The organism is Dactylosporangium sp. NPDC051484, assembly GCF_040689395.1.
Classification (GTDB): Bacteria; Actinomycetota; Actinomycetes; order Mycobacteriales; family Micromonosporaceae; genus Dactylosporangium.
In genome coordinates, this window is the sequence record NZ_JBFAZX010000012.1 from 172105 (window position 1) to 190247 (window position 18143).

The 18143-nt window shown below is 74.8% G+C and carries 15 protein-coding genes; 10 read left to right on the forward strand and 5 right to left on the reverse strand.

Features of this window, described 5'->3' with window-relative positions; all coding sequences use genetic code 11:
* Window positions 1-69: 69 nt before the first annotated feature.
* On the reverse strand, window positions 70-624 hold the full coding sequence (locus tag AB0367_RS21560) for a hypothetical protein (RefSeq protein WP_366228138.1): 555 nt from the start codon (window positions 622-624) through the stop codon (window positions 70-72).
* Window positions 625-800: 176 nt separating this feature from the next.
* A complete protein-coding gene (locus tag AB0367_RS21565) occupies window positions 801-1985 on the reverse strand; it encodes a DUF2786 domain-containing protein (RefSeq protein WP_366228139.1) in 1185 nt (394 codons plus the stop codon).
* 257 nt (window positions 1986-2242) lie between these two features.
* Here AB0367_RS21565 and AB0367_RS21570 point away from each other — a divergent pair, with 257 nt between their 5' ends.
* The 3 genes from AB0367_RS21570 to AB0367_RS21580 all read left to right on the forward strand — a co-directional run bounded on the left by AB0367_RS21570 (window position 2243) and on the right by AB0367_RS21580 (window position 4881).
* Entirely contained in the window at window positions 2243-3184 is a 942-nt protein-coding gene (locus AB0367_RS21570) for a TIGR01777 family oxidoreductase (RefSeq protein WP_366228140.1), read from the forward strand.
* A gap of 108 nt (window positions 3185-3292) precedes the next feature.
* On the forward strand, window positions 3293-3964 hold the full coding sequence (locus AB0367_RS21575) for an HAD family hydrolase (RefSeq protein ID WP_366228141.1): 672 nt from the start codon (window positions 3293-3295) through the stop codon (window positions 3962-3964).
* Window positions 3961-4881 (forward strand): hypothetical protein, encoded by a 921-nt coding sequence (locus AB0367_RS21580; protein WP_366228142.1) that lies wholly within the window; start codon window positions 3961-3963, stop codon window positions 4879-4881. The genes AB0367_RS21575 and AB0367_RS21580 overlap by 4 nt, the downstream gene beginning before the upstream one ends.
* A 4-nt stretch (window positions 4882-4885) precedes the next feature.
* Here the strand turns inward: AB0367_RS21580 and AB0367_RS21585 are convergent, their stop codons facing one another.
* Window positions 4886-6754: a hypothetical protein gene (locus tag AB0367_RS21585; protein ID WP_366228143.1), complete on the reverse strand. Its 1869-nt coding sequence runs from the start codon at window positions 6752-6754 to the stop codon at window positions 4886-4888.
* 181 nt (window positions 6755-6935) lie between these two features.
* Here AB0367_RS21585 and AB0367_RS21590 point away from each other — a divergent pair, with 181 nt between their 5' ends.
* Entirely contained in the window at window positions 6936-8033 is a 1098-nt protein-coding gene (locus AB0367_RS21590) for a hypothetical protein (RefSeq protein ID WP_366228144.1), read from the forward strand.
* A gap of 104 nt (window positions 8034-8137) precedes the next feature.
* Here AB0367_RS21590 and AB0367_RS21595 read toward each other — a convergent pair whose 3' ends face one another.
* Window positions 8138-8500: a GntR family transcriptional regulator gene (locus AB0367_RS21595; protein ID WP_366228146.1), complete on the reverse strand. Its 363-nt coding sequence runs from the start codon at window positions 8498-8500 to the stop codon at window positions 8138-8140.
* A 177-nt stretch (window positions 8501-8677) separates the two neighbouring features.
* Between AB0367_RS21595 and AB0367_RS21600 the strand changes: the two genes are divergently transcribed.
* A complete protein-coding gene (locus AB0367_RS21600; RefSeq protein ID WP_366228147.1) occupies window positions 8678-12157 on the forward strand; it encodes an AAA family ATPase in 3480 nt (1159 codons plus the stop codon).
* 15 nt (window positions 12158-12172) lie between these two features.
* Here AB0367_RS21600 and AB0367_RS21605 read toward each other — a convergent pair whose 3' ends face one another.
* Window positions 12173-12892 carry a hemerythrin domain-containing protein gene (locus tag AB0367_RS21605; protein WP_366228148.1) on the reverse strand — a complete coding sequence of 240 codons (720 nt, stop codon included), beginning with the start codon at window positions 12890-12892 and terminating at the stop codon, window positions 12173-12175.
* Window positions 12893-13035: 143 nt separating this feature from the next.
* On the opposite strand from AB0367_RS21605, the gene AB0367_RS21610 reads away from it, so the two are divergent.
* From AB0367_RS21610 to AB0367_RS21630, 5 genes are all read left to right on the forward strand, one after another.
* The gene (locus AB0367_RS21610; RefSeq protein WP_366228149.1) at window positions 13036-13554 is read left to right on the forward strand and encodes a DUF6220 domain-containing protein; all 519 of its coding nucleotides are present in this window, start codon (window positions 13036-13038) and stop codon (window positions 13552-13554) included.
* On the forward strand, window positions 13551-15395 hold the full coding sequence (locus AB0367_RS21615; protein ID WP_366228150.1) for a multicopper oxidase family protein: 1845 nt from the start codon (window positions 13551-13553) through the stop codon (window positions 15393-15395). Before AB0367_RS21610 ends, AB0367_RS21615 begins: the two co-directional genes overlap by 4 nt.
* A 27-nt stretch (window positions 15396-15422) precedes the next feature.
* A complete protein-coding gene (locus AB0367_RS21620) occupies window positions 15423-16325 on the forward strand; it encodes an NmrA family NAD(P)-binding protein (protein WP_366228151.1) in 903 nt (300 codons plus the stop codon).
* Window positions 16326-16444: 119 nt separating this feature from the next.
* On the forward strand, window positions 16445-17101 hold the full coding sequence (locus AB0367_RS21625; protein WP_366228187.1) for a helix-turn-helix domain-containing protein: 657 nt from the start codon (window positions 16445-16447) through the stop codon (window positions 17099-17101).
* Between the two features lie 49 nt (window positions 17102-17150).
* Window positions 17151-17942 carry a YwiC-like family protein gene (locus AB0367_RS21630; protein WP_366228152.1) on the forward strand — a complete coding sequence of 264 codons (792 nt, stop codon included), beginning with the start codon at window positions 17151-17153 and terminating at the stop codon, window positions 17940-17942.
* Window positions 17943-18143 lie beyond the last annotated feature (201 nt).

Below are 18143 nucleotides of genomic sequence, written 5' to 3' on the forward strand. Positions count from 1 at the left end.
CCCCCTAGGGCGGGGGAGGCGGGCCGCGCACACCGATTGACGGAGTGCGCGGCCCGCCCTATGCCCGGCTCAGTACCGCGCCTGCTGCTGCGGGTACTGCGGCTGGGGGTAGGGCTGCTGCGGTACGGCCGGCCGTGCCGCGTGCTGCAGCGCCTGCACGAACCGCTGGTCGGCCTCGGCGATCTCGACGAACTGGCCGTCCCGTGACACGAACGCGCCGGTGATGACCTGCGGGTTGGCGCGCAGCGCGACGATCAGGCCGGCCAGCGCCACGAACAAGCCGACCAGCAGCAGCATCGCCCCGCTGTCGCTGCCGATCGCGGCGCCGATGACGAGCAGCAGCAGGCCGAGGGCGAGCACGCCCAGCCCGATGCCGAGGTTGCGCGAGCGCTTCGCCTTGCACTGCTCGCACCAGGGCCAGGCCGGCGCCTGGACCGTCTTGCGCAGCGCGCTGACCACGATGACGTACACGATGCCGCCCAGGATGATCAGGAGCGGCGCCCACGACGGCGGCTTCGAGATCAGCCGGAGCTTCTTCATCTCGATCGGCGCTTCGCCGTGGCGCGGGCAGATCTGCGGCAGCTGACCCGCCGCGACCTGTCCCGCGGGAACCGTGACGACCATAATCGGTTACTCCCCGTAGTGTAGAGAAAAGAGTGACGGGGGAGAATCTCACATCGTGGCGGCGAGCGCCGTCAGACGATCGGGCAGACATTGGTCGTCGTGGTTGCCGTGGTCCGCACGGGCCGGCTGGCTCGACTGGATTGCATGGTTCGGCTGGCTCGGCTGGCTCGGCCCGGCTACCGCAGGGTGGCCCGGTCGGCCGCCTCCCGGCCGGACTCCCAGCCCTCGCGGCTGTCGACGCGGCTGCCCCGGCCGCGCACGGTGCGCGGAAAGACCCGCAGCATGGTCTCGCGGACCTGCTCGTCCCGGGAGCGCAGCACCGGCAGAAGGTCCGCCGGCTCCTGGACGGCGGCCTCCAGGGCGGCCTCGGCCGCGCGGGTCAGCCGCTCGCCGATGCGCACCCCGTAGGCGACGAGGAACGACTGGCGAAACGCCTTGAGCCGGGCCCGGCCGGCCTTGCCGCCCGGCGGTTCGGAGCGCGCCATCGCGCGGCCCGCCTGCACCAGCAGGGAGGTGTACAGCAGGTCGACCGCGTCGATGTCGGCGTCGAACCCGAACACCGTGGTGAACCCGTAGTCAGGCGACCACACGGTGTGGCAGCGGTTCGCCTGTGCCACGGCGCTGAGCAGCGACGCCTTCTCGCTCTCGTACGGGTGGTCGACGCCGATGCGCCGGGCGAACGGCACCACGCCGGCCTCGGGGCCGCCCGCGCCGGCCAGCAGCGCCTCGTCGATCGAGTGCCGGGCGATGAGTTCCTGCGCCTTCGCGGTGTAGGTCTCGGCCTCGGCCGGGTATCCCGTCGACTCCGCCTTGGCCAGCAGCGCCCGCACCCGGTCGAGCAGCCGCTCGCCGACTCGTGCCGCGGCGGAGGCACTACGGCGCGGGGCGGTGCCCGGCGGCGGGACCAGCACCTCGATCGCCGGTAGCTCGGCGAGCACGACCAGCAGGCTCAGCAGGTCGTCGAGGGCCGACACCCGGTCGAGCCGGCGGCGAGCGACCAGTTCGGACACGTACGCCGTGTCGGCGCTCCACCACACCGCCGCGCCGAGCTCGTCCGCCTGCGCCAGCCAGCGCTCGTCCACGTCCCGCCGGCGGAAGCCGCGCAGGTGTGCGGCGACGGCGTCGGCGACGGCCTGGCCGAGCACGGGCCGGTCGGTGCCGCCGCGACGGACCACGGCCCGGTGCAGCTCGCCCGGCTGCCAGCCGCCCCGCCACAGCCGCTCGCACGCGTCCCCGAGCGCGGCGAACAGAGCCGGGTCGACCTCCGCGGCGGGCGCCACGGCGAGCGCGTCGAGCCCGTCCTCATATGCCACCGCGCTCCGGACGATGGCGTCGATCTGCCGGCGGCGCTCGCTGTTCACCGCGCCAAGGCTACTCAGGTGCCGCGGGAGCACCTTGAGCAGTTCCGCGACCGGGTCGTCGACACCCTCACCGACCTCCTGCTGTCCGGCCTGTCCGGCGCAAAGCCCTAACCCGACCGTCGCGCCGCCCGCTCCGCGTTGATCTTGCAGTTATGGTGCCGAACAAACCGGGCATTCAGGGAGTGTCTCGGCACCACGACTGCAAGATCAACACGGTGATGCGTTTGGCTGAGGGGGTGAGCTGCTAGAAAAGCGACGTGAGGATCGTCATTGCCGGGGGCGCCGGGGCACTGGGGCGCCGGATCGCGGCCGACCTCGCCGGGCGCGGCGACGAGATCGTGATCCTGACCCGGCGGGTTCGCGACGATGTACCGTACCGCCAGGTCTTGTGGGACGGCGTCACGGTGGAGGACTGGGCCGCCGAGCTCTCCGGCGCCGTCGTGATCAACCTGGCCGGCGAGCTCGTCGACCGCCGCCCGACGGCCGCCAACGTCGAGCTGCTGGGCCTGTCCCGGATCCGCCCGACCTTCGCCCTCGCCGAGGCCGCCGCCGTCCTCGACGAGCCGCCGCCGGTCTGGCTGCAGGCGAGCACCCTGGCGATCTACGGCGATGCCGGCGACGACGAGCTCGACGAGTCCGCCCCGGTGGCCGACGGCCCGCCGCAGATGGCCGGCGTGGCGCGGGCCTGGGAGGCCGCGGCGTCGCTGACGGAGGCGGCGACGTTCCAGCGCGCGATCGTCGAGGACACCCGCCAGGTCGTACTGCGAATGGGCATCGTCCTGGACCGCGGCACCCCGGCCCTGAACCGCCTGGCCGGCCTGGTCCGGTGGGGTTTGGGTGGCCGGGTCGGCGGCGGGCGGCAGTGGGTCAGCTGGCTGCACGTCGCGGACCTGCTCGCCGCGGTGCGCCGGTGCGTCGACGACGCGACGCTGCACGGCGTGGTCCACGTGACCTCCCCCAACCCGGTGCGCAACGCCGACCTCATGCGCGCCCTGCGCACCGTGCTGCGCCGCCCGCCCGCCCCGCCTGCACCGGCGCCGCTGGTCCGCCTCGGCGCGATGCTGCTGCGCACCGACCCGGCCCTGGCCCTGACCGGGCGTCGCTGCGTGCCGAGGCGCCTGCTCGAGGCGGGCTTCGAGTTCGAGCACCCCGATCTGCTCCCGGCGCTGCAGGACCTCCTCGCCCGCCGGGCCCGCTGAGCCCTGTGCCGGAAATGTCGCGTTGTGCGGCGGCCGGCTCGGCGCGACGTGGCAGCTGAGAGCGCCGCCGGTCGGGGAGTCACGAGAACCAGGCGGACGCTTGCGCCGGTGCGTACGATCAGCGGCGTGGCGCTGGCGATCTTCGATCTCGACAACACGCTCATCGACCGGGCGGCGGCGTTTCGGCGCTGGGCGGTGGCCTACGTCGCCGAGCGCGGACTGCCCCCGGCCGAGATCGCCTGGCTGGAGCTGGCCGACGGCGACGGCTACACGCCCCGCGCGCGGCTGCTGGACGCGATCCGCGAGCGTCACGGCGTACACCTGACGGTCGAGGCCCTGCGGGCGGAGCTGGTGGCGAGCATCGAGCCCGACCCGCGGCTGCCGGGCCTGCTCGACGATCTGCGCTCCGCCGGCTGGCGGGTGGCCGTGGCCACCAATGGCGCGACCGCGCAGCAGCACGCGAAGCTGCGCCACACGGGCCTCGTCGCGCACGTCGACGCGGTCGCGGTCTCCGAAGAGGTCGGCGCGGCCAAGCCCGACCCGCGCATGTTCACGACGGCCGCCGAGCGGTGCGGCGAGCGGCTCACCGGGGACGCCTGGATGGTCGGCGACTGCCCCGTACGAGACATCGCGGGCGGCCGATCCGCCGGGCTGCGCACGATCTGGCTCAGCCGCGCCCGCGCCTGGGACCCCGCGCAACCGGGCCCGGACGCCGTGGCCGCCGACATCGCGGCCGCCATCGCCCTGATCGCCGCCGCGCCCGGGCCGGCGCCGCGATGAGCGCCCCCGATCCGCTGGAACTGTGCGTGGAGGCGCTGGCCACCGCCCGGGTGCACGGCATGGGCGCGGACGCGCCGCTGCACGCCCTGGCCTCGGCCCTCGGCCCCGAGTACAGCGAGCACGCCTCCAGCGACGGCATGTACCGCGACTTCGGCCCGGTCGAGTGCCACTACGACCGCCTGGGCCCGGACGAGCCGTGGCAGGGCCGTTTCCTGGTGGTGCGCGCGGACCGCCTGGCCGCCCGGGTCCGCCTCGGGGACCTGCACGAGGAGCTGCGCCGGGTGGGCCAGAGCCTGCTCCAGCTCCCGCCGTCGCGGCACGGCGCCACCGACGTCATGCTGCGGGCCCCGCTGAGCGGCTCCACCCTGACCGCCGAGGACGGGGTGGCGGTGGCGATAGCGGCCCCCATGTGGCCGGTCCCCGAGTCGCCGGCCCTGCCGGAGGCCCGCTGGCGGGCGGTGTGCGAGAGCCTTCGGTACCTCCTGCCGCTCACGAGGACCGAGCGCGCCGAGTGGCTCTCCGACCGCGTGCCGGACAGTGCCGAGGCAGCCGACTGGTGGGTCGCCCTGCTGCACCCCCTGCCGGCGCTGCGCTTCCAGGAGTGGCAGCGCGCCGCCGAGTGGGCCGGCCTGGAGATCTGGCTGCTGGATCGCGCCGCGGACGCCGCCGCCTGGCCGCGCGAGGAGTGGGTGTGGCGGTGGATGTGGTTCGTGCGCAGCCTGACGGCGCGCGCCGCTGGCCCGCACGCCGCCGACCTGACGAGGCTGAGCCTGGCCGCCCTGCCGATGACGGTCGCCCAGCTGCGCTCGCTGCCGACCGACTGGCGGGCCCTCACCGCCGCGGATCTCCGCCGCGCGAGAACGGCCCGCGCCCTGCTCTCGGTGGCGATGTCCTTCGGCGCCCGGGTCATGGGCTGACCGGTCAGGACGGCTTGCGCACGTCCCACAGCCACAGGCCGCCCGTCTGCCGTCCCGGCCCGAACAGCGCGGTCACGGTCTCGCGCTCGGCGGCCCACCGCGGGTCGTCGGGCGCCAGGACCAGGGCCGCGTGCCAGTACCGCACGTCATCGCGCGCCCGCGCGCGGTCGGCGTCGGTCACCGCCGGCGCGGTGTGCTCGTACATGGCGGCGCTGAAGAGCTTGTCCGTCGGGCGCCGCACCGGGCCCACGAACGCGTGGCGGCCCCTGACGCCGTCGGCCGGGCCGAGGAAGTACCCGTGCGACAGCGGCAGCTCGGCGTTGGTCGACGCGGCCCAGAACATGCCGGTCTCGAAGTCCCACTGCGGCAGCGGCACCACCACCACCGTCTGGCCCGGGCCGACGTAGGGGCGCCACGCGCCCGAGGAGATGAACGACGGCACCGGCGGGCGCGGGTCGACCGTGATCGGCATCGGCGCGGCCGGCAGCAGGACCGCGGCGAACACGCCGACCAGTAGCACCCGCCGGGTGCGCGCCGGCACGCCGGGCAGGTCGATGAGCCGCTGCAGGCCGAGCGCGACGATGGGCACGACCGCCCAGTTGGTGGCCTCGCCGAGGCGCGTCGGCAGTACCGTGTCGAACAGCGGCAGCTTCTGCAGCAGCGCGTAGGGCCCGGGGATGCCGGTGACCTCGCCCCGCGAGCGCAGCGGCGTGCCCCAGGCGAGCACGGCGAAGCACGCTCCGGTGAGAGCCATGCAGCGGATCCGCACGTCGTGCCATTGCCACACGACAAGCGCGACGATCAGCAGGAACAGGGCCCAGCCGAGGTACCCGTGCTCCTCGGCGTTCAGCGGCGGCCCGGGCGCCCCGAGCGTGCGCAGACGCTCGGCCATGCTGTTGCCGCCGTACGAGGCCAGACCGAGCACGTCCATGCGGAACGTGGTCATGTGCGGCTCGCCGCCGCGGTAACTGCCCGGGCCGAGGAACTGCCAGTACAGCGGATAGGCCAGCACGACGAGCGACGCGCCCGCGGTGACCCCGAGCCCGGCGGCCAGGGGCCTGAGCGCGGCGCGCCCCCGGTCGCGTCGCTGCACCGCCAGGAGCAGCAGGAACAGCCCCACCGCCAGGGCGACGAGGAACAGCGTCTCCTCGTTGATGAAGACCTGGAGCACCACGAGCGCCGCGAGCGGCAGGCCGTCGCGCACCGCGCGCCCCGGCTCCAGGAGCTTGAGGCAGCGCCAGATCAGCGGCGGTACCAGGAACTGCGCGACGAGATTCGGGTGGTACGGCGCGTGCGAGGCGACGGCGGGGGCGAACCCGCCGATCAGGCCGCCGACCCAGGCCGCGGTCCGGCTGGTCACCACGTGCCGGGACAGCAGCCAGTACCACGCCGCCGCCGAGCCGGCGAGGCCCAGCACGATCAGCACGTCGAAGCTGACCTGCGCGCCGAACAGCAGCGTGATCGGCGACATGGGGATACCCAGGGCCAGCACCGTGGTGTTGCCCATGCCGTTGACCCCGAACGGGGCGTTGAGCTGCGGGATGACCAGCGGGTCCTGGCCGTGGGCGACGGCGCGCGCGGCCCACCCGAGGAACAGCTCCGACTGGGCCCGGTCGCCGGGCTGGATCGGCACCCGATGCCCGTAGTGCGCCAGCAGCGGCGACACGACGAACAACGCGCCCAGCAGGTAGCTGCCGAGCGCGAGCAGGTCTGCCCGGCGACGGGGTCGCTGCCCGGCGGCTGTGTCGCTGTCCTCGGCGATGCTGTTGGAATCCTCGTTGGCCTTCGGCACCTCGTCGCCGCCCCGCTGCGCGACGATCCTGCCCCCGGCGGGTGCGGTCGCGTCGCCGGGACCGGCCGTACCCGTCAACACCGGGCGACAATATCAGCGAAAGCATCCGCATACGCCCTATATGGCAACGGATCAGGACGTCCCGGCGGTCACCGCCCCGCTCGGCGATCGAGAGTGACGCGGATCGCGCCAAGTACCAGACAACACGCCGAACGATAAGGGACTATGCTGCCCCGGGTCTTCCGTGTGCCGAGGAGCTCTCATGTCTGACCCGTACGCACCACAACCCCCACAGGACCCTTACGGCCAGCAGCCACCCGCTTACGGCCAGCAGCCTTCACCATATGGTCAACCGCCGTCGTACGGACAGCAGCCGCCCGCATACGGCCAGCCGTCCTATGGCAACGACCCCGGATACGGCCAGCCGAGCTACGGCAACGACCCGGGCTACGGCCAGCCGGGCTTCGGCGGCGACCAGGGTTTCGGTCAGCCCGCGTTCGGCAACGACCCCGGCTACGGCCAGCCCAACTATGGGCAGCCGACGTCGGCCATGCCGGCATCGGGCGGCGGCGGGTATGGTCAGCCGGCCTACGGTCAACCCCAGCCCGCTTACGGCCAGCCCGCCTACGGCCAGCCGCAGCCGGACTACCCGGCCTGGTCCGGCGCCGCCCCCGAGCCGCCGAAGAAGCGCACCGGCCTCGTGCTGGGCCTGGTGTTCGGCGCGCTCGCCCTGGTGCTCTGCGGCGGCATTGGCATCGCGGCCTGGGTGTACGGCAGCTCCGACCCCGAACCCGAGGCCGCGGCCTCGACCGCCCCGACCTCGGCCTCTGCCTCGACCGCCCCGACGCCGCGCGCCAGCGCGTCCAAGAGCACCGGCGCCACCACCGGGAGTGGCCCGAAGGTGCAGCTCACCGCGCCGGCGACGATCAGCACCTGGAAGAAGCAGGCCAACCAGGATCAGGCGAAGGCGTTGAGCACGCAGATGTCGGACGCCGGCATCAAGAACCCGTTCGCCGCGCAGTACCAGGACACCGCCAAGCCGGCGCGCAACGCCGTGGTGTGGGGCGGCACCGGGTCGATCTTCAGCGTGGGCGGCCCGCAGAAGCAGCTCGACGAGTTCTTCAAGGGCGCGTTCAAGGAGCTCGGCGCCACCGGCGGCGACCCGGTGAACGTCGACCCCGGCAAGCTGGGTGGCAAGGCCCAGTGTCAGAAGGCCGAGAGCGACGCGGGCGTCCAGCTGGCCGTCTGTGCCTGGGTCGGCAACGACGTGCTGCTCGCGTTCATGTTCAACTCGACCGAGCCGGACGCCGCCGCGACCCAGATGAAGCTCATGCTCCCGGCGATGGCGATCGCCGCCTGACCCGGATGGCCACCGCACCCGGTCCGGCTCGTGAGGCGTCGCGCTGATCGACCGGACCGGGCGGGGACTGCGAGACCGGGCGCACCGCTGCGGCCGTCGCCGGCTCAGCCCCGGTCGACGCCCATCGCGGCCTCGACGATCCGGATCGCCTCGGCCGGCTCGACCCCAGCCGCGGCGGCGACGGCCGCGTATTGCGCCGCCGCGCGCCGGACCCGCTCCCGCGCCTGCTCACCGGCGGCCGACACGAACGACCCAGCCCGCCCGCGGGTCTCGATCAGCCCCGCGTCCTCCAGCTCCCGATACGCCCGGGCGACCGTGTTGACCGCCAGCCCGAGTTCGGCCGCCAGGCTGCGAATCGTGGGCAGGCGCGTGCCCACGGCGAGGCCGCGGTCCTGAATCCGCCGTGCGAAGTGCGCCCGTAGCTGCTCGTACGGCGGCACAGCCGACCCGGCGTCGATGACGATCATCACGTCTTCCGCTCGCCTCTCGTTTCCGGTGGTACCGCGGCAGCCAGCCCCTACCGTAGCCGCCGCAGGTGTGATCGATGTCCTCGGTACGACGGCACCGTTGCCGCGCCGATGTTGCGGTGTCAATCGGTCGCAATGCCGACCGGACGGGACCGGCCACGCCCGTATCCTCGACGGATGCGCGTGGCGGTGCTGGGCCCGGTCGAGGTCCTCGATGACGGTGTTCCGGTCGACGCCGGCACGCCGAAGCAGCGTGCCATCCTCGCCGCCTTGGTGTTGCACCGGCCGCGCGCGGTCGCCGTCGACGCGCTGGTGGACCTCGTCTGGGGCGACGACCCGCCGCCGTCGCCGCTGAGCTCGTTGCACGGGTACGTCTCCGGCCTGCGCCGCGTCGTCGAGCCCCGGCGGGCGGCGCGCGAGCGCGCGTCGGTGCTCGTGACCGTGCCGCCGGGGTATGCGCTGCGCCTGAGCGACGAGGACGTGGACGCGACCCGCTTCGCCGCGGCCATCGACGCCGTGCACCGGCGGCTCGCGCTCGCCGACGCCTCGGGGCTTCCGGCGGTACCGGCGGGCGTCGCCCCCGCGGAGCTGGCGGCCATGGCGCAGCGGCTGGGGGAGGCGCTGCTGCTCTGGCGCGGCACGCCGTTCCAGGAGCTCGAGGAGGCCGACGCCGCGGTCGCCGAGCGCGCCCGGCTGGCCGAGTTGCGGCTGGTCGCTACCGAGGACCTCGCCCTGATCCGAATGGAGCTCGGCGAGCACGCGACCGTCGCCGCGGAGCTGACGGGGCGCGCGCAGCGGTACCCGCTGCGGGAGCGGCTGTGGGCGCTGCGCGCGCTCGCCCAGGCCCGTGCGGGCCGGCAGGCCGAGGCACTGACGTCGCTGCGGACGATCCGGCACACGCTCGGAGAGCAGCTGGGCGTGGACCCGGGACCGGTGCTGCGGGCCGTGGAGCTCGCGGTCCTCAAGCAGGACCCGGCGGCAATCAGCGGGGTCCGGCCCGCACCCGCCCCGGCCCGGCCGTCCGGCTCGCCGGCACCCGCGGCGCCCGCCGAACCGCCGCCACCCGCGCCGTCCGCGGACGAGGGGGCGGGGCCGGCTGGCGCCGTCGCTGGTGACCCGCGCACCTGGCCGCTCGTCGACCGGGACGCCGAACTGGCCGCGCTGCTCGAGCTGCTCGGCCCGGTCCGCGCGGGCCGCACCGAACTGGCGTTGCTCGTCGGTGAGCCGGGCATCGGCAAGTCCCGGCTCGTGGCGGAGCTCGCCCGGCGCGCCGCCGACGACGGCTTCGCCGTGCTCGTGGGGCGCTGCTCCGAGGACGAGGGCGCGCCGCCGTTCTGGCCCTGGGCGAGCGCGCTGCGCGACCTGTCCGGCGTGCTCGGCGACGGCGTGCTGCGCGAGCTGGCCGGCGCCGACGCGGACCGGCTCGCGGGGCTGCTGCCCGCCGGAGCCGGCCGGGACTGGGCCGCGGCAGTGCCGGCGGCGGCCGGCGGGTCCTCGGCCGACGCGGAGCGGTTCCGCATCTGCGACGCCTTCGCCCGGCTGCTCGCCGCCGCGGCCGAGCGCCGTCCGCTGCTCGTCGTGCTCGACGACCTGCACTGGGCCGACCTGTCCTCGCTGCGGCTGCTGCACCACCTCGCCGACCATCTCACCGGCGCGCCCGTGCTGCTCGTCGCGACCCGGCGGGCCCACCCCGAGCCGGTCGGCGTGCTGGCCGACGTCGTCGCCGCGCTCGGCCGGCGCCACGCGCTGCGTCTCGATCTGCCGGGCCTGTCACCCGGTGGCGTCGCCGAGCTGGCCCGGGCGGTGACGGGTGAGGCCGCGCCGGCCCAGCTGGCGACGTCGCTGCGGGAGCGCACCGACGGCAATCCGTTCTTCCTCGTCGAGCTGCTGCGCCTGCGCGGCGGCGCCGACATCCCGGCGGCGGTCACCGACGTCGTGGCCCGGCGGGTGGCCCGCCTGCCCGATCCGACCCAGCACCTGCTGCGGGCCGCGGCGGTGATCGGCCGGCAGTACGATCTCGATCTCCTCGCGGCGGTTGCCGGCCACGACGCCGACTCGGTGCTCGACGACCTCGACCCGGCCCTCGCGGCCGGGGTGGTGCTGGAGGAGGAGACGGCGCCGGGCCGGTTCCGGTTCGCGCACGCGCTGGTCCGCGACGTCGTGTACCAGGCGCAGAGCGCGGCCCGCCGGGCCCGCCGCCACGGCGACGTCGCGGCGGTGCTGCGTGACGAGGGCGACGAGCGGCTCTCCGAGGCGGCCCGGCACTGGCTCGCCGCCGGGCCCGCCCACGCCGGGGCCGCGTGGCGCACCGCCGCCCGGGCGGCCGCCCGGGCGCGCGCCGTCCACGGCTACGAGGAGGCCGCCGCGCTGCTCGCGGCGGCCCGGGCGGCGCAGGCACAGGACCGGTCCTGCACCGCCGTTGAGCGCTACGACCTGCTGATGGCCCACGCCGAGGCGGGCCAATGGATCGGTGACCGCGTCACGCAGCTCGACGCGCTGGACCTGGCCTGCCGTGCGGCCGAGGAGCTCGGCGACGTGCAACGGCTCGCCAACGCCGCGGTCCGCTCCGCGGACGGTTCGGTGTGGACCATCCGGGACCGGACCGTCGTCCACGCGCCCGCGGTCGCCGCGCTGCGCCGGGCGCTGCGGGAGCTGCCCGCCGGGGACAGCGACCTGCGCTGCCGGGCGATGCTGACGCTCGGGGGCGAGCTGCACTACGCCGACGCGCCGCGGGAACGTGACGCCCTGGCCGAGGAAGGGCTGGCCATGGCCCGGCGGATCGGCGATCCGCGGCTGCTGGCCTGGGCGGCGGCGACCGCCTTCGTCGCCACCTGGCAGACGGCCAACGCCGAGCAGCGGTGGAGCCGGATCGACGAGGCGCTGCGGTTGACCGAGGGACCGGCCGGTGGCGACGCCGTCCGCACGCACCTGCTCACGTTCCGGGCGATCGCCGGGCACGAGACGGGCCGTGTCGAGGCGATGTGGCGCGACGTCGCCGAGGCCCGGGCCGGTGCGCAGCGGCTGCGGCTGCTGTACCCGCTGGTGGTCCTGAACGGCATGGAGCTGCCGTGGCGGGCCATGCAGGGCCGTCACGCCGAGGTCGAGGAGCTGCTCGCGGAGTCGGCCGCCCTGTCCGTGAGCACCGCGCTGCCCGCCCAGGAGTTGTTCGTCGTCTCGTCGCTCTTCGCGAAGATGTGGCAGGGGCGGGCGGGCGAGTTCCTGCCGATCGCCCGCGCGATATACGACGCGGCGCCGGCGATGGCCATCACCGTCTACCTGCTGACCCTCCTTCGCAGCGGCGAGCACGACGCGGTCGCGGCAGTGCTGGACCGCGACGGATGGGTGCCGGACAGCACGTCCTGGGCGGCCACGTTCGACCTGGCCATCGGCGCGCACGCCGCCTACGCGGCGCGGCGGCCCCGGTTCGCCGCCCAGGTGTACGAGCTGCTGGCACCGCACGCGGGCCGGCCCGCCACGGCGGGGTCCGGCGGCGCGCTCGGGCCCGTCGACGCATACCTCGCGCTGGCCGCGGCGGCGGCCGGCGAGCGGGACCTGGCCGCCCGCCACGCCGACGACGCGGCCGGGCTCGCCGCCGCGTGGGACGTGCCCGAGATGGCGCGATGGCTGGCCGAGCTCCGGACCGACGGTGGCTTCTGACGGGCGGGCGGCGGCTCAGCCGGCGTAGCGGAACGCACGGCGCTCCCGGCGCGCGAACGGCCGGCGCAGCGCCAGCCGCCACAGCACGCGCACCGGGGCCGCCCCGCTGAGCAGGCGTGCGGTGGCCGGCTCCGGCATGTCGTGCAGCAACCACGCGACGAGCGCGGCGATCTCGCGCGGGGTCTTGGCCTGCTCGAAGTACACCTTGGAGATCCGCTCCCACTCGGCGGGCGGGAGGTGCCGCTGAATCAGGGCCAGCGCGTCGCGCTCCTCATGGGCCAGGTGCCGGCCGAGCCGTTCCCGGGCCGCCACCACGCGCACCTCCAGCGCCGCCCGCGCGTCCGGGTCGGGCGTGGCCGCCATCCGGTCCAGTCCCTCGGCGACCGAGGCGAGCAGCGGATCGATGTCGTGGTGCTCGGCCGCCATGGCGTCGAGCACGGCCGCGCCCGCCGCGTCGGCCAAGGAGCGCAGGGCCGGCCACAGCCCCTCGTCCTCGCCCGTGTGGTGGTCGTGCAGGACGTGGCGGAACAGGCTCCAGCGGCGGGCCAGCGCGCGCCACACGGCCCGGTCCTCGACCGGCGTGTGGATCGCCGCGGCGGCGAACTGGTCCAGATCCCGGCGAAACGCCCAATGCATGACGAACATGCCGGTCAGGTCGTTGGGGCCGTCGGGTGCGGCCGCCTGGCCGGGCAGGTTGATCTGGCCGGTGGTCGGTGAGTTGGCACGACGAGTCATGCCCGCACCCTGCGCGCCCACGCTTGGCGCGGAATGGGAGCCGGCTGGGGGCGCGGCTGCGTTCTGGGGCCAAGCGTCCTTCCAGGGCCCGGTCGCAGTGTGACGGCACCGCAATCGGTACCTCTTCAGACAGGAGCACGGTGGTGCGCAAGGTTTATCTGGGCATGAGCGGCGTGGTGCTGCTCGCGGTGCTGGCCCAGTTCTATTTCGCCGCGTTCGGCGCGTTCTCCATCCCGCGCGATCACGCGTCCTTCGAGATGCACTCCGTCAATGGCATGATCGTGATCCCCCTCGCCTCACTACTGACCACCGTTGTCGCCGCGCTCGCCCGGGCGCCGGGCCGGCTGATCGGTCTCGCGGCCGCCCCGTTCGGCCTGGTGGTCGTGCAGATCCTGATCTTCGTGGTGGTCCACCTGGTGACCGAGATGACCATGGAGCAGAGCACCCCGGGTGCCCAGTGGATCCTCGGCCTCCACGCCCTCAACGGCCTCGCCGTCGTGTCCGTCGCCCTGCTCGGCGTGGTGCGGGCCCGCCGGTTCGTGCGGGCGGCATCCGCCGAGACCGCGCACGCCACCAAGGTGGTGACGCTGACGGCGGTCGAGTCTGGTTCCCGTCCGCCCGCCGCCACGGCGCCGGCCGAGTCGAGCGGGGTGACGGTGTGACCGCCCGGCTCATCGACGTGGAGGTGCTCGTCGCGACCCTGTCGGCGGTGGCCTGGCTCGGCGCGGCGTGGTGCGCCGCGGCCCGGCGGCACCGCGCGGCCGCGCTGCTGGCCGCGGTCGCTGTTCTGGCCATGCTCGCGAGGTTCGGCCTCGTGGCGGCGATCGCCCGGGCCGGTTGGTGGTTCGTCCAGGAGAAGGTGGCGGTGGCGCTGCCGCTTGCCGTGCTCACCGCCGCGGCGGCCGGCGCCGTGACGGTCGCGTCCCGGCGGTTGACGCCCGTGGCGCTGGCCGTCGCCGGCTACGCCGCGGCCGTCGGGCCCGTCCTGACCCTGCTCGCCGGGTATCCGGCCGGCTGGGCTACCGGGCTGGTCGCGGCCGGTGCGGTCGCGCTCGCCGGGATGGTCACCTGGCGGGCCGTGGGGCACCGCTCCCGGCGGGCGCCGTTCGCCTGGCTGTTCGCGCTGGCGCCGGTGGTCCTGGGCGTGGCCGTCGCCGTCCCGGCGCCCGTGTCCGCGGCGACGGAGGACGGGCGCGGGGTGGCGGTGACCTCTCTGCGCGGCCCGGATCCGGCGGCCGCGGCGGCGTCCGGCACCCCGGTCCGCCGGTTCACGCTCACCGCCCGTACCGCCACCATCACCCTCTCCTCGGGGCAACGCTTCCAGGCGTGGACGTTCGACGGACGGGCGCCGGGGCCGGCCCTCGAGGTGACGCAGGGCGACCTCGTCGTGGTGACGCTGCGCAACGCCGACATCGCCGCTGGGGTCACGCTGCACTGGCACGGCTACGACGTGCCGGTCGGCGAGGACGGGGTCGCCGGGATGACCCAGGACGCGGTACGCCCGGGCGAGGCGTTCGAGTACCGCTTCCGCGCCGACCAAGTGGGCACGTACTGGTATCACACCCACGAGGCGTCCGACCGCGCCGTCCGGCTGGGCCTGTATGGCACGCTCGTCGTCCGCCCGCCCGATGCCAAGGCCGGCGCCGGGGCCGATCTCACGTTGCCGCTGCACACGTTCGGCATCGCCCTCGCCGTCGGTGACCGCGACCAGCCCACCACGCACGTGGTGGCGCCGGGCACGCCGGTCCGGCTGCGCGTGGTCAACACCGACGATGGCCCGCACCGGCTCGCGCTGACCGGCGCGCCGTTCCGGCTGGCGGCCGTCGACGGCACCGACCTCAACGAGCCCGGCGTCCTGGAGCGGGTGGCGCTGCGGCTGCCCGCCGGCGCCCGCGCCGACCTGCTGGTGACGGCCGGCCCGGCGCCGGTGACGCTGCTGGTGGACGGCGGCCGCGCCACAGTCCGGCTCGCACCCGCCGCGGACGCACCGGCACCGGCGCCGGTCGACACCGAGGCCTGGCCGACGCTGGACCAGACCAGCTACGGCGCGCCCGCGGCGACCCCGTTCGGGCCGGACAGCCGGTTCGACAAGCGGTTCACGTTGGTGCTCGACCGCGGGGTGTCCATGGTGGATGGTCTGCCGAAGTACGCGTTCACCGTCAACGGGCGCGCCTACCCGAACGTCCCGACGCAGACGGTGCGCACCGGGGACCTCGTCCACCTGACGGTCGTCAACCGCAGCCGGGACACGCATCCGATGCACCTGCACGGCCATCACGTGCTGGCACTGCGGTACAACGGCAGGCCCTTCACCGGAAGTCCACTGTGGATGGACACCTTCGATGTGCGGCCGGGCGAGGTGTGGGAGGTCGCGCTTCGGGCCGACAACCCGGGCGTCTGGATGAACCACTGCCACAACCTCAAGCACGCGGCCAAGGGCATGGTCGTGCACCTCGCCTACGAGGGCTACCGGGCGCCCTCCCACCACGTCCACGGCGCCTGACGGCGCCACAGAAGACAGGAAGAGAAGATGACGGTACTGGTCACTGGCGCGACGGGAAACATCGGCCGGGAGGTGACGGCGGCGCTGCTGGCCCGCGGCGCCGACGTGCGGGCGCTTGTGCGCGGCCCCGAACGGGCCCGGCTGCTGCCCCCGGGCGCCGAGCCGGTCGTGGCTGACCTGCGGGACGCGGCGTCCGTTGAGGCCGCGCTGGCGGGCGCCACGGCCGCGCTGTACGTATCGCCGCACGATCCAGACGAGGAGGCGATGGCCGCCACGTTCGTGGCCGCCTGCGAGCGGCTCGGCGTGCGGCTGGTCTTCGCCGGCGTCCACGTCAGTGGGTACAACGTCGTGGTGCGCTGGTTCCTGCGGGCGCTGATCGGCCTCGGCCTGCCGCACTACCGAGGAAAGCTGCGCATCGGGCACCGCATCAGCCGGGCGAAGGCCAGGCCGGTGGTGTTCGGGGTGACGAACTACTACCAGAACGACGAGCTGATCCGCGCCGACATCCTGGCGGGCCGCTACGGCCTGCCGGCCAACAGCGCGGGCGTGAACCGGGTCGACCTGCGTGACGTCGGCGAGGTGGTGGCCCGGGCGATGACCGACCCGGCGTTCCCGTCCGGCTCGTACGCGCTGGTCGGCCCGGAGTCGATCAGCGGCGCCCGGGCGGCGCGGGTCTGGAGCGAGGTCCTCGGCCGGCCGGTGTGCTACGAGGGAGACCGCCCGGACTGGCCGGACGCGCTCGCCCGTAGCCTGAGCGGGCCGAAGCTCGCCGACTTCCAGCGCTCGTACGCGTTCCTCGCCAAGCGCGGCATGCCGACGTCGGCCCGCCAGGTCGAGGCGACCACCCGGCTGCTCGGCCGCCCGCCGCGGCGCTACGAGACGTACGTGCGGGACATGGCCGAGCTGTGGGCCCACTCGTCCGCTTCCTAGTTTCAGTGGCGATAGCGGTTGTAACGTTATCTCTCGTGAAAATAGTGGGGCATGGGCCATCCAGCGGGGTACCCGACACTGCCCGGCATCGGGCGTTGTCGGCGGTCAGCCGGGTCCGGATGCTGGACCTGGTCCGCCGCGCGGGCGAGGGCATGACGGCCGCGGAGGTCGTCGACGCGACCGGGCTGCACCCCAGCACCGTGCGCGCCCACCTGGACCAGCTCGTCGAGTCCGGGCTGCTGACCCGCCACCGCCGTGGCGACGGCTCCCCGGGCCGGCCCGCCTGGCGCTACCAGGCCGCCGCGCAGCCCGACGCCGGGGAAGCGCAGTCGCCCTCGGCCCGGCCGTATCGGGATCTGGCCGCCGCGCTGATCGGGCACCTCGCCCGAGACGCCGACGATCCGCACGCCGCCGGGGTGCGCGCCGGCCGTGACTGGGGCCGGGCCCTCGCCGCACCCCTCACGCCCGGCCGGGCCGAGGACGCGGCGCGGACCGCCCCCGTGGACGGACTGGTGCGAGTCCTGGACGGGCTCGGCTTCACCCCTGAGGTCGTCGACCGGCCGGCCCCGGGCGCCGCGGTGGTACACCTGCGATCCTGCCCGTTCCTGGACCTCGCCCTGGCCAACCCGGACGTGGTGTGCGGGGTGCACCACGGCGTCATCGGTGGTGCGCTCGGCGCGCTGGGCGCCTCCGGCGTGGACACCGAACTGGAGCCGTTCGCGGTGCCCGGCGCCTGCGTGATCCGCGTGCGCACCGGCGAGCGGCCGGATCGGTGAACACCCGGCACGCCATCCGGGGCACCGAGTAGGAAGCCAGGAGGTCACCATGGGCGAAACGGCTACCCCGGCGACGATCACGGCCGGCCCGGTCTGGCGGGACAGGCCGGCCCGCGACGCCGCCGCGGGCCGCCGGCGCAGGTTCCTGCCGCCGCAGCACGGCGCGTGGGCGATGCTCACCGTGCCCTACCTCGCCGGGTTGCTCGCCGCCGGGTACCGCTGGCCCGACCTGCCCCTGCTCGGGGCCTGGCTCGCCGGATACCTGCTGTCCTACTACGTGTTCCAGGCGATCAAGTCCCGCCGGCCGCGCCGCTACCGGGCACAGTTGTGGCTGTACGGCGGCATCGCCGTGCCGCTCGCCGCCCTCGTCGTGGCCGCCCGCCCGGCGGTGCTGTGGTACGCGCCCGCCTACGCCGTGCTGTTCGGCCTCAACGCCTGGTACGCGGCCCGCCGCCGCGAACGCAGCACGCTCAACGACCTCGCTTCGGTCGCGCAGAGCTGCCTGATCGTGCTGGTCGTGGCCGCCGTCGCCGGCCGGGCGCCAGCCCAGGCCATCGAGGCGTTCCTGCTGTGCCTGGCCTATTTCACCGGTACCGTCTTCTACGTCAAAACCATGATCCGCGAGCGCGGCAACGCCGCCTACCGGCGCTGGTCGATCGGTTACCACGTCCTGGCCCTGGCCGTCGCCGCGTGGCTGAGCCCCTGGGCCGGCGTGCTGTTCGCGGTGCTGCTGCTGCGGGCGGCGCTGCTGCCCGGCCGCGGGTGGACCCCGAAACGGGTCGGCCTCGTGGAAATCGCCTACTGCGCGTCACTGCTCGCCTGCGTCGTGTTCGCGCTGTAACACGGCGTCGTGACGGTACCCTCGTTCAGGGTTGGTCCGTAGGTTCGTCCGAAGGTTGGTCAGCCGTCGGACCCGCACCCGAAGCAAGCCGTTCCAACGGCTCCACGCCTCGCCCGGCGGGCAGGCCGACACGACGAGGCAGGCTCACGACCCATGGACGCCCTCACGACGATTCCCCGGCACCGCAAGGCGATCGCCGCC

Bases quoted from the DNA above. Each gene is read 5' to 3' on its own strand.
- AB0367_RS21560 (WP_366228138.1), bottom strand. From the start codon at position 624: ATGGTCGTCACGGTTCCCGCGGGACAGGTCGCGGCGGGTCAGCTGCCG.
- AB0367_RS21580 (WP_366228142.1), top strand. From the start codon at position 3,961: ATGAGCGCCCCCGATCCGCTGGAACTGTGCGTGGAGGCGCTGGCCACC.
- AB0367_RS21590 (WP_366228144.1), top strand. From the start codon at position 6,936: ATGTCTGACCCGTACGCACCACAACCCCCACAGGACCCTTACGGCCAG.
- AB0367_RS21595 (WP_366228146.1), bottom strand. From the start codon at position 8,500: ATGATCGTCATCGACGCCGGGTCGGCTGTGCCGCCGTACGAGCAGCTA.
- AB0367_RS21600 (WP_366228147.1), top strand. From the start codon at position 8,678: ATGCGCGTGGCGGTGCTGGGCCCGGTCGAGGTCCTCGATGACGGTGTT.
- AB0367_RS21605 (WP_366228148.1), bottom strand. From the start codon at position 12,892: ATGACTCGTCGTGCCAACTCACCGACCACCGGCCAGATCAACCTGCCC.
- AB0367_RS21620 (WP_366228151.1), top strand. From the start codon at position 15,423: ATGACGGTACTGGTCACTGGCGCGACGGGAAACATCGGCCGGGAGGTG.
- AB0367_RS21625 (WP_366228187.1), top strand. From the start codon at position 16,445: ATGCTGGACCTGGTCCGCCGCGCGGGCGAGGGCATGACGGCCGCGGAG.
- AB0367_RS21630 (WP_366228152.1), top strand. From the start codon at position 17,151: ATGGGCGAAACGGCTACCCCGGCGACGATCACGGCCGGCCCGGTCTGG.